General features: G+C 58.0%; 13 protein-coding genes and 1 tRNA gene. 13 read left to right on the top strand and 1 reads right to left on the bottom strand.

Annotated features, from left to right (window positions below):
* Positions 1 to 8 precede the first annotated feature (8 nt).
* From PMI23_RS01580 to PMI23_RS01635, 13 genes are all read left to right on the top strand, one after another.
* Positions 9 to 85 (top strand) — tRNA-Ile (locus PMI23_RS01580).
* A complete protein-coding gene (locus tag PMI23_RS01585) occupies positions 74 to 1,417 on the top strand; it encodes an acyltransferase family protein (RefSeq protein ID WP_238539503.1) in 1,344 nt (447 codons plus the stop codon). The genes PMI23_RS01580 and PMI23_RS01585 overlap by 12 nt, the downstream gene beginning before the upstream one ends.
* 176 nt (positions 1,418 to 1,593) lie before the next feature.
* Complete coding sequence (gene ptaA / locus PMI23_RS01590) at positions 1,594 to 2,688, top strand: pyoverdine biosynthesis transaminase PtaA (protein WP_007910087.1); 1,095 nt, start codon at positions 1,594 to 1,596, stop codon at positions 2,686 to 2,688.
* 145 nt (positions 2,689 to 2,833) lie between these two features.
* On the top strand, positions 2,834 to 3,295 hold the full coding sequence (locus PMI23_RS01595) for an Lrp/AsnC family transcriptional regulator (protein ID WP_007910086.1): 462 nt from the start codon (positions 2,834 to 2,836) through the stop codon (positions 3,293 to 3,295).
* Positions 3,296 to 3,518: 223 nt separating this feature from the next.
* Positions 3,519 to 5,201 (top strand): flavin monoamine oxidase family protein, encoded by a 1,683-nt coding sequence (locus PMI23_RS01600; RefSeq protein ID WP_007910083.1) that lies wholly within the window; start codon positions 3,519 to 3,521, stop codon positions 5,199 to 5,201.
* Between the two features lie 12 nt (positions 5,202 to 5,213).
* Positions 5,214 to 6,008, top strand: a complete 795-nt coding sequence (locus PMI23_RS01605) for a carbon-nitrogen hydrolase family protein (protein WP_007910081.1) — start codon at positions 5,214 to 5,216, stop codon at positions 6,006 to 6,008.
* A gap of 38 nt (positions 6,009 to 6,046) precedes the next feature.
* Positions 6,047 to 8,458: a pyrroloquinoline quinone biosynthesis protein PqqF gene (gene pqqF, locus PMI23_RS01610; protein WP_007910079.1), complete on the top strand. Its 2,412-nt coding sequence runs from the start codon at positions 6,047 to 6,049 to the stop codon at positions 8,456 to 8,458.
* Positions 8,459 to 8,614: 156 nt separating this feature from the next.
* Complete coding sequence (gene pqqA, locus PMI23_RS29120; protein ID WP_003422658.1) at positions 8,615 to 8,689, top strand: pyrroloquinoline quinone precursor peptide PqqA; 75 nt, start codon at positions 8,615 to 8,617, stop codon at positions 8,687 to 8,689.
* An 81-nt stretch (positions 8,690 to 8,770) separates the two neighbouring features.
* Positions 8,771 to 9,682, top strand: coding sequence for a pyrroloquinoline quinone biosynthesis protein PqqB (gene pqqB / locus PMI23_RS01615; protein WP_007910076.1), 912 nt, complete (start codon positions 8,771 to 8,773; stop codon positions 9,680 to 9,682).
* A gap of 134 nt (positions 9,683 to 9,816) precedes the next feature.
* On the top strand, positions 9,817 to 10,569 hold the full coding sequence (gene pqqC / locus PMI23_RS01620; protein WP_007949605.1) for a pyrroloquinoline-quinone synthase PqqC: 753 nt from the start codon (positions 9,817 to 9,819) through the stop codon (positions 10,567 to 10,569).
* The gene (pqqD, locus tag PMI23_RS01625) at positions 10,566 to 10,841 is read left to right on the top strand and encodes a pyrroloquinoline quinone biosynthesis peptide chaperone PqqD (RefSeq protein WP_007910068.1); all 276 of its coding nucleotides are present in this window, start codon (positions 10,566 to 10,568) and stop codon (positions 10,839 to 10,841) included. Before pqqC ends, pqqD begins: the two co-directional genes overlap by 4 nt.
* Positions 10,813 to 11,973, top strand: a complete 1,161-nt coding sequence (gene pqqE / locus PMI23_RS01630; RefSeq protein ID WP_007910066.1) for a pyrroloquinoline quinone biosynthesis protein PqqE — start codon at positions 10,813 to 10,815, stop codon at positions 11,971 to 11,973. The genes pqqD and pqqE overlap by 29 nt, the downstream gene beginning before the upstream one ends.
* Positions 11,939 to 13,750: a S9 family peptidase gene (locus tag PMI23_RS01635; protein WP_007910065.1), complete on the top strand. Its 1,812-nt coding sequence runs from the start codon at positions 11,939 to 11,941 to the stop codon at positions 13,748 to 13,750. The genes pqqE and PMI23_RS01635 overlap by 35 nt, the downstream gene beginning before the upstream one ends.
* Positions 13,751 to 13,861: 111 nt before the next feature.
* Here the strand turns inward: PMI23_RS01635 and PMI23_RS29125 are convergent, their stop codons facing one another.
* Positions 13,862 to 14,020: a YqaE/Pmp3 family membrane protein gene (locus tag PMI23_RS29125; protein ID WP_003228885.1), complete on the bottom strand. Its 159-nt coding sequence runs from the start codon at positions 14,018 to 14,020 to the stop codon at positions 13,862 to 13,864.
* Positions 14,021 to 14,064 lie beyond the last annotated feature (44 nt).

Raw genomic sequence — 14,064 nt, forward strand, 5'->3', positions numbered from 1 at the left:
CCTACTGAGGGCCTATAGCTCAGTTGGTTAGAGCAGAGGACTCATAATCCTTTGGTCCACGGTTCAAGTCCGTGTGGGCCCACCAAACCTGAAAGCCGCGCAAATGCGCGGCTTTCGCGTTTCTGGCGCGAGAGCGGGCCAAGTGTCGAAGCAAAACGGCATCCGCCTCACTCAACACCCGCCGCAACGTTGCAATTTTTTGAAATCGATTGCCGTATGGCAAATGGCAGTTTCCGCGCTTCGCCCTTGCGTCAAAGATGCGTTACTTTCAAACTGCCAACACAGGATGTCTAGCCAGTTCGAAGGACGAAATCAGGTGCATAAACTTACCTCGCTACAAGCTGCTAGAGGCCTGGCGGCTCTTCTGGTTGTTGCGTTCCATTCTATTTTTATCAATACAAAATACCTACAGAGTGAGTTGATCATTCCCGAGCTGTTTGTATTCGGACAAACAGGCGTCGACCTGTTCTTCGCACTCAGTGGCTTCGTAATGATCATCGCCTTTCGCAAAAAATTTGGGCTGCGCGGCGAGACATTAAACTTTCTCAAGGGCCGCTTTCTTCGAATCTACCCGACCTACTGGGTTTATTTTCTGGCAGTCCTATTGGTCTTCATCATCAGGCCAGAACTGGTAAACAACTCTCAGAGCGGCCATTCAAATATCCTTTCGTCCTTTCTATTACTACCTGAAGAGTCAGCTCCCCTGGTGATGGTTGCGTGGTCACTCACGCATGAAATATGGTTTTACCTGGTCTTCGCCTTAATATTGAAGCTGCCAGTACAGTACGTTTCGGCTGCCTTGCTCGTGTGGTTGCTTGCAATTGTCTTCGCTTCTTTTTTCATGACCACAACGGGCGCTCCTTATCTGCGGATTATCACCCACGAATTTTCAATCGAATTCATACTCGGCGCGCTGTCGGGCGTCGCTTATCTGAAGCTTGCGCAACGCGGCCTGAAAACGATACCCCCCGTGTTACTTGCAGCGGTGGGGATGAGCAGTCTGCTCTACGCGTTTTTCGATAAAACAGTGGGCAATGCTGATGTTATTCAGGCGATATCACTGAAAAGGGCATTCCTGGTCGGCGGTGGCTACGCTCTATTGTTATTGGCTTGTGCCTTGCAAGAAGTCATAAGCAAAAAACACGCTCCCCGCCTGTTAGCATTTATCGGCGACATTTCCTATTCAATGTATCTGTCGCACATCCTCACATTAAGTGTCTGCGGCCGCATTTGGAGCATGCTCGGTTACTCCAACGGTGGGCTGTGGAGCGCCATACTTTTCTGGACCATTTCTTATAGTGCGGTCATTCTCGTTTCATTCATCAGTTACCAACTTGTCGAGCGCCGCGTAATGCAGGTATCTCGTCGAGCCAGAAGGCCTTTGCCACGATCACTAGAAAACGCAAACACCCTCTGAAGAGTGCAGATGGCAAACGCCTTGTATCCAGAAAACTGCATAGATCTATTTCAGGACTGAGTGTGTCATCGCTTTTCACAGTGCCTCAACGGTAAATCAACCATTAACCATTTCGTTACTTCATTAAAGGGGCCACACAGCAGTGGCGCATCTGATGATCCGAAAAGGGAGTTCTCATGGTTGATGTCACTCGACGCTCATTCGTTGGATTTGCCGCGACGCTGCCACTGCTGGCGCACAATCCTTGGGCTCAGGCTCAAATTGAAACAGCCTCTGTAGCGGCAACTTCTGACGAGGTGCTGATCAACTTCAACGAAAGCCCTTGGGGACCCTCGACGGCTGCTCGACAAGCGATGCAGGAAGGTATCGCCCTGTCGGGACGTTATCCCTACAAGATCCAGTACCGGCTCAATGCACTGTTTGCCCGCCAGCAAGGCATTCCCGAAGATTTCGTGCAGACCTACAGCGGCTCCAAGCAGGCCCTGCAGCACGCCGTGCATGCCTTCACGCAACAGGGAAGTCTGGTGGTTGCCGCACCGTCCTATGAAGATCCCGTCCAGGCTGCGCGCGGTAGAAATGTCGCCGTCCACGAAGTACCGCTGAACGCTGAGCATGCTCACGACCTGCCGCGCATGCTGGCTGCCGATCATCAGCCGGGGTTGATCTACATCTGCAATCCGAATAATCCGACCGGCACCCTCACTGCCCGCAGCGATATTGAACGCGCGTTGAAGGACAAACCCAAAGGCTCGATTCTGTTGGTGGATGAGGCTTACATCGATTTCTCGCAGGCCATCACCTGCATCCCACTGGTCAAGGATCACCCCGACCTGCTGGTGCTGCGTACCTTTTCGAAAATCTACGGCATGGCGGGTGCAAGGCTCGGCATCGCAGTAGGTAACCCTGCGCTGTTGGAACAATTGGAAGTGTTCGGCAACTACAACGTCCCGGCCGCTTCGTCTTTGCTGGGAGCAATCGCCAGCCTTGAGGACGCTTCGTTGCTGGCGCAAAGGAAACAGAACAACACGCGTCTGCGAGAGGAAACCATCGCCTGGCTGAGTGCGCGAGGCTTTCGTTGCACAGCGTCCCAGGCCAATTGCTTCATGATTGATGTCAGACGCCCTGCGGCTGCCGTGGTAAAGGCATTGGCCGAGCGCCACGTTCATGTCGGTCGCGTATGGAAAGAATGGCCGACTTGGGTTCGAGTGAGCGTCGGCACGGACGATGACATGCGCCGATTCCGGGAGGCATTTGCCAAGGTACTGGCGTAAGAAACACGGGCTCGAATCAATGGTCTGGTTTCAGCAGGACAATAGCGTCGACATGCGGATGAAACCCAATCATCGCCTGCAAGCGTCCCGGCAATTGAGCCTGTAACATGCGCCAACCACCGATCCGCGCCAATGGAGCCGCCCCTTGCCAGACATCCGCCCGCCCGTGCTTGATGAAATCGATCGTCAGTTGATCGCTGCCCTGCAGATCAATGCTCGTGAGAGCGTGGCCATGCTTGCCCGACAATTGGGCATTGCGCGCACCACCGTGACGTCGCGTCTGGCGCGCCTGGAAAAAGCCAAAGTGATCACCGGCTATGGCGTACGCCTGGGTCAGCGGGTGGTCGATGGCGGGTTGCAGGCGTATGTCGGGATCAAGGTGCAGCCGCGCTCAGGCAAAGAGGTGTTGCGCCGGTTGAGTGCGATGGCACAGGTGCAGCAACTGTGTGCCGTGAGTGGCGAGTTTGATTATGTGGCGTGGTTGCGTACGGACTCGCCGGAGCAACTGGATCAGTTACTCGATCAGATTGGCAGCGTGGACGGGGTGGAGAAGACCACGACTTCGATCATTTTGAGTAGCAAGATTGATCGGGGGCAGCCGGTTTAAGATTTTGATCGGGCTTCTCGGGTGGATTTCAGAGCTTCTTCGCGAGCAGGCTCTCTCGCAAATTTTGGTCGGTGTGTAGCCACTGCTCGTCATATTGATCGCTAATCTGGCAAAACGACGACACTTTGCGTCTTATTAACGTGTTCTACGCTCCCTAGAATGGCTGGCATCTTTTCCTATACTCAGACGCGCATCCCGCGTCGGGTCGCCAGCAAGGTCAGCCATGAACAAGAACAATCGCCATCCTGCAGACGGTAAGAAACCAGTCACCATTTTCGGCCCGGACTTTCCGTTCGCGTTTGACGACTGGATCGAACACCCGGCCGGTCTCGGCACTATTCCTGAACACCATCATGGCGCTGAAGTGGCGATCGTCGGCGCAGGCATCGCCGGCCTGGTGGCCGCTTACGAGTTGATGAAGCTCGGCTTGAAACCCGTGGTTTACGAAGCATCAAAACTCGGTGGCCGTCTGCGTTCGCAGGCCTTCAACGGCACTGACGGCATCGTCGCTGAACTGGGCGGCATGCGCTTCCCGGTATCGTCCACCGCGTTCTATCACTATGTCGACAAGCTCGGCCTTGAGACCAAACCCTTCCCGAACCCGCTGACGCCTGCCTCCGGCAGCACGGTGATCGACCTGGAAGGCAAAACTCATTACGCACAAAAACTGGCGGATCTTCCTGCACTGTTTCAGGAAGTGGCTGACGCCTGGGCGGATGCGCTGGAGGCCGGCTCGCAGTTCGCCGATATCCAGCAAGCCATCCGCGACCGCGATGTGCCGCGCCTGAAAGAGCTGTGGAATACCTTGGTGCCGCTGTGGGACGACCGCACGTTTTATGACTTCGTCGCCACCTCGGAAGCCTTCGCCAAACTGTCGTTCCATCATCGCGAAGTGTTCGGCCAAGTCGGATTCGGCACCGGCGGCTGGGATTCGGACTTTCCTAACTCGATGCTGGAAATCTTCCGCGTGGTGATGACCAACTGCGACGATCATCAGCATCTGGTGGTCGGCGGCGTCGAACAAGTACCGCAGGGCATCTGGCGTCATGTGCCGGAGCGTTGCGTGCATTGGCCTGAAGGTACCAGCCTGAAATCCCTGCACCGTGGTGCGCCGCGCTCCGGCGTGAAGAAAATTGCCCACGCGGCGGATGGTCGTTTCGCGGTCACCGACAATAATGGCGACACCCGCGAATACGCCGCCGTGCTGACCACTTGTCAGAGCTGGCTGTTGACCACCCAGATCGAATGCGACGAAAGCCTGTTCTCGCAGAAAATGTGGATGGCCCTCGACCGCACCCGCTACATGCAATCGTCGAAGACTTTCGTGATGGTCGACCGGCCGTTCTGGAAGGACAAGGACCCTGAAACCGGCCGCGACCTGATGAGCATGACCCTCACCGATCGCCTGACCCGTGGCACTTACCTGTTCGACAATGGCGACGACAAACCGGGCGTGATCTGCCTGTCTTATTCGTGGATGAGCGACGCGCTGAAGATGCTGCCGCATCCGGTGGAAAAACGCGTTGAGCTTGCGTTGAATGCGTTGAAAAAGATCTACCCGAAAGTCGACATCGCTGCGCGGATCATCGGCGATCCGATCACCGTGTCGTGGGAAGCCGACCCGCATTTCCTCGGTGCGTTCAAAGGCGCCCTGCCCGGCCACTATCGCTACAACCAGCGCATGTACGCGCACTTCATACAGGACGAAATGCCAGCCGAGCAGCGCGGGATTTTTATCGCTGGCGACGATGTTTCGTGGACGCCGGCATGGGTCGAAGGCGCAGTGCAGACGTCGCTCAACGCGGTGTGGGGGATCATGAAGCATTTCGGCGGTTCGACACATAAAGCGAACCCGGGCCCGGGTGATGTGTTCAAAGACATCGGCCCTATCGCCCTGCCCGAGTAAGAGGAATTCCTGATGCGTGTAGCCCTTTACCAATGTCCACCGCTGCCACTGGAGCCCGCCGCCAACCTGCAACGCCTGCATCAACTGGCGATGGAGGCCAAGGGTGCCGACCTGTTGGTGCTGCCGGAGATGTTCATGACCGGCTACAACATCGGCGCCGAAGCGGTCAGCACCTTGGCCGAGGTCTACAACGGTGAATGGGCGCAGCAGATCGGCCGGATCGCCAAGGCTGCGGGTCTGGCGATTGCTTACGGTTATCCGGAGCGCACCGCCGACGGGCAGATTTACAACGCGGTGCAGTTGATCGATTCGAGCGGTGAGCGCCTGTGCAATTACCGCAAGACGCATCTGTTCGGTGATCTGGATCGCTCGATGTTCAGCCCCGGCAATGATGATTTTCCCATCGTCGAACTCAACGGCTGGAAGCTCGGTTTCCTGATTTGTTACGACCTGGAGTTTCCGGAAAACACCCGACGTCTGGCGCTCGCCGGCGCCGAATTGATTCTGGTGCCGACGGCGAACATGATCCCGTTTGATTTTGTCGCTGACGTCACCGTGCGTTCACGCGCCTTCGAAAACCAATGCTACGTGGCTTACGCCAACTACTGCGGCCACGAAGGTGACATCCATTACTGCGGGCAAAGCAGCATCGCCGCACCGGATGGCAGCCGCATCGCTCAGGCCGGACTCGACGAAGCGCTGATCATCGGCAAGCTCGATCGACAGTTGATGCTCGACTCCCGCGCCGCCAATCGCTACCTCAGCGACCGTCGCCCCGAACTTTACGACGCGCTCAACCAGCGCTAATCCGCTAGCATTGGCACTTCACTGTTCTGGAAGTGCCCATGCCTGCGCCGACTCACCCCCGCCTCCACTCTGAAACCCTGGCCAACGGCTTGCGCGTGACCCTGCGTCATGTGCCCTGGCTGAAGCGCTGTGCCGCTGCGTTGCGCGTGGCTGTCGGTAGCCATGATGTGCCGCTGGCATGGCCGGGACTGGCGCACTTTCTTGAACACTTGCTGTTTCTCGGCACCGAGCGTTTTCCTGCCGGCGATGGGCTGATGGCCTACGTACAGCGTCACGGTGGGCAAGTGAATGCCAGCACACGCGAACGTACTACTGACTTTTTCTTTGAATTGCCGACGCGCTCATTCAGCGACGGGCTGGAGCGTCTGTCAGACATGCTCGCTCAGCCGCGTATGAATCTGGACGATCAGTTGCGGGAACGGGAAGTGTTGCAGGCAGAATTTGTCGCATGGACGCAGGATTCTGCGGCGCAGCAGCAGTTTTCCTTGTACGAAGGTTTACCGGCAGATCATCCGTTGCGCGGATTTCATGCGGGGAATCGCGACAGCCTGCCAGTCGAACAATCTGCGTTTCAACAGGCGTTGAAAGCCTTCCACCAGCAGTTTTATCGAACTGGGCAGATGACGCTGAGTCTGGTCGGACCGCAGAGTCTTGAGGAACTGAAAGCACTGGCTGAACAATTTGCAGCGGATTTGCCAGCTGGGGATAAAGTTGCGCAGGCGGCATCCATACCGCTGGCGGTAAAAAGTTATCAACAGGTGGCTGAGCGACGCGGCAACCTGATGTTTGCGTTCGATGCCTTGCCTGAGTCGTCTGGCGAGGCTTTGGCATTCCTTTGCCATTGGTTGAACAGCGCCAAACCCGGAGGCTTGCTGGCGCATTTGCAGCAGCAGAATCTGGCTGATGGATTAAAAGCTGCGCCGGTCTATCACTTTGCCAGCCAAGCGTTGCTGCATCTGGAGTTCAGCGCAGCGTCCGAATCGTTAAACGCCATTGCCGAGCGGGTGCTGGATTGGATGAGTTTCTTTGCTCAACAAGATTGGGCGCCACTGCAAAAAGAATACGCGGCGCTGCTTCAGCGTCAGCAACAAGTCAGCGGCGCGCTGCAACTGGCGCGGCTCGATAGTGAAGCGTTGGAAGTCGGGTTGTCTGATTCCGGCGTTAAAGCCCTTACACAGATTCTCAGCGAAATCGGCACTGTGGATAACTTCAGCGATCACTGGAGCCTGCCTGCTGCCAATCCTTTTCTGAGAGCCAGCGAACCCTTGGCCAACGCCGGGCTGATTCGCGGCCAGACCAGTGCCCACCGAGGGCTGCGCACGTTCGCTCAGGATCGTTCGCGCGGCCGTCGTGAACGCTCGCCGATGCAGTTCAGTCAGGCGTTGCCGGACAACACGGATGAAGGCGCAGTTTATCTGCGCTGGCAGGTGGAAGTTGCAGCCAGCGCTGATCTGCAATCGAGGTTGCAGCGTAGTCTTCGGCAAACGCAGCAAGACGCCCGAGAAGCCGGCGTCGACCTGTCTTTCAGCGCCTCTGGCAATCAATGGCTGCTGAAGCTCACCGGGCTGCAAGAGCCAATGCCCAGCGTCCTTGAACATGCGCTGAAATCTCTGACGCAAGTTGACGCCGATTCGCCGCGCGGTGAGCCGCAAGCGCCGTTGAACCCCATCCGCCAACTGTTGAAAACGTTGCCGGAACAGACGCTGGAATCAGCCAAAACCGGCGACGCCCAACACCTGTGGACAACTTCACGCTGGGACGGCCTCGCCCTGGGCCTGAATCAACAGACTCAATCTGCCATGGGCCTGGCCCTGAGCCGGATTCCCGGGATTGCGGACAATCAGTTGCCAGCGCCGACGACGATCACCGCGCAAAAACACTGGCGACATATCGATACCGCCTCCAGCGAATACGCCTTGCTGCTGTTCTGCCCGACTGCCAGCCGCAGCCTCGCCGACGAAGCCGCGTGGCGGCTGTTGGCGCAGTTGTGCCAGACACCTTTCTACCAGCGCCTGCGGGTCGAATTGCAATTGGGTTATGCAGTTTTCAGCGCACTGCGCCAGATTCACGGCCAGACGGCCATGCTGTTCGGCGTGCAATCCCCGAACACCCCACCCGTGGAACTGCTCGGCCACATTCGGCAGTTCTTCGAAAGCCTGCCAATGCTGGTCGAAAAGAATGATGAGTCGAGCTTCGAGCAACAACGCCAGAGCCTCGCTGATCAATTCGACGACGCCAACCTGTCCAGCAAAGACGCCGCCGAACTGCTTTGGCAGGCCAGGCTTGCAGGTCACTCGTCGGATTATCTTGAGCAATTGATCGCCGCCATCGGCCAACTGGATCGCCAGACATTGCTCAGCGCTGCGCAGCGCTTGAGCAACGCCGAAGGCGGCTGGCTCTGCCTCGCCAGCGATCCGGCACCCGAGACCTCATGGCAAGCAGCAAATTGATCATTACCAAGGCTGCAAGGAGCTTTCTCAAAGATTCACGGGCATTTACCCGGAAATTTTGAGTAACATAGCAGCCTAACTATTTGGAACATCTTTGCGCTGCCGTGGACTATAACTATGGACAGCGCTATCCCACCCACCCTGAGGAGACACACCATGTCCTGGACAAAACCGGCTTACACCGACCTGCGTATCGGCTTCGAAGTCACCATGTACTTCGCCAGCCGCTGAGTTCTGCTTACGTAGAATTGCAGTGCAACGCCTCGGCTCGCCGAGGCGTTTTATTTTCCGCGTTGAAATGATGGAGTGTTCATGTTCGTCCAGATTCTGGGTTCGGCCGCTGGCGGCGGTTTTCCGCAGTGGAACTGCAACTGCGTCAATTGCGCAGGCTTTCGCGACGGCAGCCTGAATGCCAAGGCCCGCACCCAATCGTCCATCGCGATTTCCGACGACGGCGTGAACTGGGTGTTGTGCAACGCCTCGCCGGACATCCGCGCGCAACTGCAAAGCTTCGCCCCGATGCAACCGGGCCGGGCCCTGCGCGACACCGGCATCAGCGCGATCATCCTGATGGACAGCCAGATCGACCACACCACCGGCCTGCTCAGCCTGCGCGAAGGCTGCCCGCATCAGGTCTGGTGCACGGACATGGTTCATGAAGATCTGAGCACCGGTTTTCCGCTGTTCAAGATGCTCACCCACTGGAACGGTGGACTGGACTGGAACCGCATCGAACTTGACCAAAGTTTCACCGTGGCCGCGTGCCCGAGCCTGCGCTTCACTCCGCTGCCGTTGCGCAGCGCGGCGCCGCCGTATTCGCCACACCGCTTCGATCCGCATCCGGGCGATAACATCGGTTTGATCGTTGAAGACCTGAACACCGGCGGCAAGCTGTTCTACGCGCCGGGGCTGGGCAAGGTCGACTCACCGTTACTGGAGATCATGGCGGGCAGTGATTGCCTGTTGGTCGACGGCACGATGTGGGACGACGATGAAATGCAGCGCCGTGGCGTCGGCACGCGCACCGGTCGCGAGATGGGTCACCTGGCACAGAACGGGCCTGGCGGCATGCTCGAAGTGCTGGAACAACTGCCAGAGCAGCGCAAGGTGCTTATCCACATCAACAACACCAATCCGATTCTCGATGAGGATTCGCCGGAGCGTGCCGAGTTGGCGCGGCGTGATGTTGAAGTGGCGTATGACGGCATGAGTATTGTGCTGTAGCGGATGGCCCCATCGCTGGCAAGCCAGCTCCCACAAGGTTCTGTGGTGTACACAAAACCTGTGGGAGCTGGCTTGCCAGCGATGACGTCCTGACAGACACCACAGAATCCAACGGTTGTTCCCGGAGAACAGACATGACTGACACGCCAATGTCCCCCACCGAATTCGAAGCGGCCCTGCGCGCCAAAGGCGCCTACTACCACATCCACCACCCCTACCACGTGGCGATGTACCAAGGCCGAGCAACTCGCGAACAGATTCAGGGCTGGGTCGCCAACCGCTTCTACTATCAGGTGAACATCCCCCTGAAGGACGCGGCGATCCTCGCCAACTGCCCCGATCGGGAAATCCGCCGCGAATGGATTCAGCGCCTGCTCGACCACGACGGCGCTCCCGGTGAAGACGGCGGTATCGAAGCCTGGCTGCGCCTCGGTCAAGCGGTAGGTCTCGATCCGGATCAACTGCGCTCCCAAGAACTGGTATTGCCCGGCGTACGCTTTGCCGTCGACGCCTACGTCAACTTCGCCCGCCGCGCCAGTTGGCAGGAAGCCGCCAGCAGCTCGTTGACCGAACTGTTTGCACCGCAGATCCACCAGTCGCGCCTCGACAGCTGGCCGCAGCATTACCCGTGGATCGACCCGGCCGGTTACGAATACTTCCGCACCCGCCTCGGTCAGGCACGGCGTGATGTCGAGCACGGTCTGGCGATCACGCTTGAGCACTACAAGACGCGTGAAGGCCAGGAGCGCATGCTGGAAATTCTCCAGTTCAAACTGGACATTCTTTGGAGCATGCTCGATGCCATGAGCATGGCCTACGAACTGAACCGCCCGCCGTATCACAGCGTCACCGAACAACGCGTCTGGCATAAAGGAATCACCTTATGAGTTTCGACCGCAGCAAAGTCCCGACCTGGCGTCCCGGCTACCGCTTCCAGTACGAACCGGCGCAGAAAGGTCACGTGCTGCTCTACCCCGAAGGCATGATCAAACTCAACGACAGCGCCGCGCTGATCGGTGGGCTGATCGACGGTGAACGCGATGTCGCGGCGATCATCGCCAAACTCGACGAGCAGTTCCCCGGCGTGCCTGAGCTCGGTGATGACATCGAGCAATTCATGGAGGTTGCCCGTGCGCAGCACTGGATCGAACTTGCCTGATCTGCCGGCCAAGCCTGAAATCGGCCTGCCGCTGTGGCTGCTCGCCGAGCTGACCTACCGCTGCCCGCTGCAATGCCCGTACTGCTCCAATCCGCTGGATTTCGCCGAGCAGGGCAAAGAACTGACCACAGAACAATGGATCAAGGTGTTCCGCGAGGCGCGGGAGATGGGCGCGGCGCAACTGGGTTTTTCCGGCGGCGAGCCGCTGGTGCGTCAGGATCTCGCCGAGCTGATTCATGAAGCGCGGCAGTTGGGTTTCTACACCAACCTGATCACCTCCGGCATCGGCCTGACCGAGCAGAAAATCAGCGACTTCAAGAAGGCCGGCCTCGATCATATCCAGATCAGTTTCCAAGCCAGCGACGAGCAAGTGAACAACCTGCTCGCCGGTTCGAAAAAGGCTTTCGCGCAGAAGCTGGAAATGGCCCGCGCAGTGAAGGCCCACGGCTATCCGATGGTGCTGAACTTCGTCACCCATCGGCACAACATCGACAAGATCGACCGCATCATCGAACTGTGCATAGCGCTCGAAGCCGACTTTGTCGAACTCGCCACCTGCCAGTTTTACGGTTGGGCGCAGCTCAATCGTGTCGGCCTGTTGCCGACCAAGGAACAACTGGTGCGCGCCGAACGCATCACCAACGAATACCGCGCCAAGCTGGAAGCCGAAGGGCATCCGTGCAAACTGATTTTCGTCACCCCGGATTACTACGAAGAACGCCCGAAAGCCTGCATGAACGGCTGGGGCAGTATCTTTCTGACGGTCACCCCGGACGGCACCGCCCTGCCCTGCCACGGCGCCCGACAGCTGCCGGTGCAGTTTCCCAATGTGCGCGATCACAGCATGCAACACATCTGGTACGACTCGTTCGGCTTCAACCGCTTCCGTGGTTACGACTGGATGCCCGAGCCGTGCCGCTCTTGTGACGAGAAAGAAAAAGACTTCGGCGGCTGCCGCTGCCAGGCGTTCATGCTCACCGGCGATGCGAGCAATGCCGACCCGGTGTGCAGCAAGTCCGAACATCACGGTGTGATTCTCAAGGCCCGCGAAGAAGCCGAGACCGCCACCCAAACCATCGAACAACTGGCCTTCCGCAATGAACGAAACTCGCGCCTCATCGCCAAGGGCTGAGCCTTTCAGCGCCTCGCAAGCCGTCGCTGCCGGCATGGACTTCGCCGAGTTGCAGCTCGGCGCCAACGGGTTGTTCTGGAATGAATATCGACCGGAGGATGCCGCGTGCCGGATCTGGCATTGGCGCGATGGCATGGCGAATTGTCTTACGCCAGACGGTTTCAGCGTGCGCAGTCGGGTGTACGAATATGGCGGTGGTGCGTTTTGTCTGACGCCGAACGGGGTGGTTTTCGTTGCTGAGGCGGATCAGCAGTTGTATCGCCAAAATCTCGATGGCGAGCCTGAAGCATTGACGTCGGGCGAGTGCCGTTATGGCGATCTGCATTTTGCTTCCGGCCAGGTGCTGGCGGTCGAAGAACAGCAAGATCAGCATCGGCTGGTAGCAATCGGTCTGGCTGACGGAACGCGGCATTTATTGGCTGAAGGCGCGGATTTTTATGCGGCGCCAATCCTCAGTGTGGATGGCCAGCGTTTGGCCTGGATCGAGTGGAGTCGGCCCCATCAGCCGTGGACGTCGACTCGGTTGATGGTGGCAGAGCGTTTGACTGACGGTGCATTTGGTTCGCCGCAATGTGTCGCTGGTGTCGAGCTTGAAGAGTCGATCCAACAACCTCGATTCGGTGCCGACAATCGCCTTTGTTGCCTGACCGATCGTGGTGGATTCTGGCAGCCATGGGCTGAGACTTCCGACGGTTTGGCGCCATTACCCGCTGCGCAAGCCGATCACGCTCCGGCGCCTTGGCAACTGGGCGGCTGCACTTGGTTGCCTGTTGAAAATTCGGTTTTAGCCAGTTGGAGTGAAGGCGGTTTCGGCCGTCTGACATTAGGCGATGACGACTTCACCGGTGACTACAGTCGTTTCCGGCATTTGGCTTTGGATGCGCAATTTATCTACTGCATCGCCGCCTCGCCGATCAGTCCTTCTGCGGTCATCGCCATTGATCGAACCACACGCGAAGTGAAGGTGTTGGCCGGTGGCGTAGCGCCCCTGCCTGCCGAACGCATCAGTCGCCCGCAAACCCTGCGTTACCCGAGTGGATCGGGTGAGGCTCACGGTTTTTTCTACCCTGCCATGAGCGGTGAGACGAAACCGCCGTTGGTAGTATTCATCCACGGTGGCCCGACGTCAGCCTGCTATCCGATGCTCGACCCGCGCATTCAATACTGGACGCAACGCGGCTTCGCCGTCGCCGATCTCAACTATCGCGGCAGCAGTGGATATGGCCGGGAATATCGACAGGCACTGCATCTGAGCTGGGGCGAGGTGGATGTCGAGGATGCTTGTGCGGCGGTGAGTTATCTCGCCGAACAGGGTTTGATCGACGGTGAACGCGCATTCATTCGAGGTGGCAGCGCAGGCGGCTACACCACGTTATGTGCGCTGGCGTTCAAACACGTCTTCCGCGCCGGAGCGAGTTTGTACGGCGTTAGCGACCCGGTTGCATTGGCTCGGGCAACGCACAAATTCGAGGGTGATTATCTGGACTGGCTGATCGGCGATCCCGAGCAAGACGCCGAACGCTACGCCGCCCGCACGCCGTTGTTGCACGCAAACAACATCCGCGTACCGGTGATCTTCTTTCAAGGTGAACTGGACGCCGTCGTTGTCCCGCAACAGACCCGCGACATGGTCACGGCGCTGGAGCAAAACGGCGTCCCGGTCGAAGCGCATTACTACCCCGACGAACGCCACGGCTTCCGTCGCGCCGCCAATCAGGCGCATGCGCTGGAGCAGGAGTGGAAGTTCTATCGGCGGGTAATGGGATTTACAGACTGAAACCCTCTTCCTGTAGGAGCTGCGGCACGCTGCGATCTTTTGATCCTGATCCTCGAATTAAAATCAAAAGATCGCAGCGTGCCGCAGCACCTACAGGTTTATGCCGCTGACTCAGCGCTTGGCGATGATGTAAACCGCATGCACGATCCCCGGAATATACCCGCACAACGTCAGCAGAATGTTCAACCAGAACGCCCCGCCAAATCCGACCTGCAGAAACACGCCCAGTGGTGGCAACAGAATAGCGATGATGATGCGAATGAAATCCATGGGGCAGCTCCTGTATGGGGGTTGGCTCATTTGAGCCATACAAG

The sequence above is a fragment of the Pseudomonas sp. GM24 genome, assembly GCF_000282235.1.
Taxonomy (GTDB): Bacteria; Pseudomonadota; Gammaproteobacteria; order Pseudomonadales; family Pseudomonadaceae; genus Aquipseudomonas.

What these genes read in the sequence shown, in the direction of transcription:
- ptaA (WP_007910087.1), top strand. Translation starts at nt 1,594, where the DNA reads ATGGTTGATGTCACTCGACGCTCATTCGTTGGATTTGCCGCGACGCTG.
- PMI23_RS01600 (WP_007910083.1), top strand. Translation starts at nt 3,519, where the DNA reads ATGAACAAGAACAATCGCCATCCTGCAGACGGTAAGAAACCAGTCACC.
- PMI23_RS01605 (WP_007910081.1), top strand. Translation starts at nt 5,214, where the DNA reads ATGCGTGTAGCCCTTTACCAATGTCCACCGCTGCCACTGGAGCCCGCC.
- pqqF (WP_007910079.1), top strand. Translation starts at nt 6,047, where the DNA reads ATGCCTGCGCCGACTCACCCCCGCCTCCACTCTGAAACCCTGGCCAAC.
- pqqB (WP_007910076.1), top strand. Translation starts at nt 8,771, where the DNA reads ATGTTCGTCCAGATTCTGGGTTCGGCCGCTGGCGGCGGTTTTCCGCAG.
- pqqC (WP_007949605.1), top strand. Translation starts at nt 9,817, where the DNA reads ATGACTGACACGCCAATGTCCCCCACCGAATTCGAAGCGGCCCTGCGC.
- pqqD (WP_007910068.1), top strand. Translation starts at nt 10,566, where the DNA reads ATGAGTTTCGACCGCAGCAAAGTCCCGACCTGGCGTCCCGGCTACCGC.
- PMI23_RS01635 (WP_007910065.1), top strand. Translation starts at nt 11,939, where the DNA reads ATGAACGAAACTCGCGCCTCATCGCCAAGGGCTGAGCCTTTCAGCGCC.
- PMI23_RS29125 (WP_003228885.1), bottom strand. Translation starts at nt 14,020, where the DNA reads ATGGATTTCATTCGCATCATCATCGCTATTCTGTTGCCACCACTGGGC.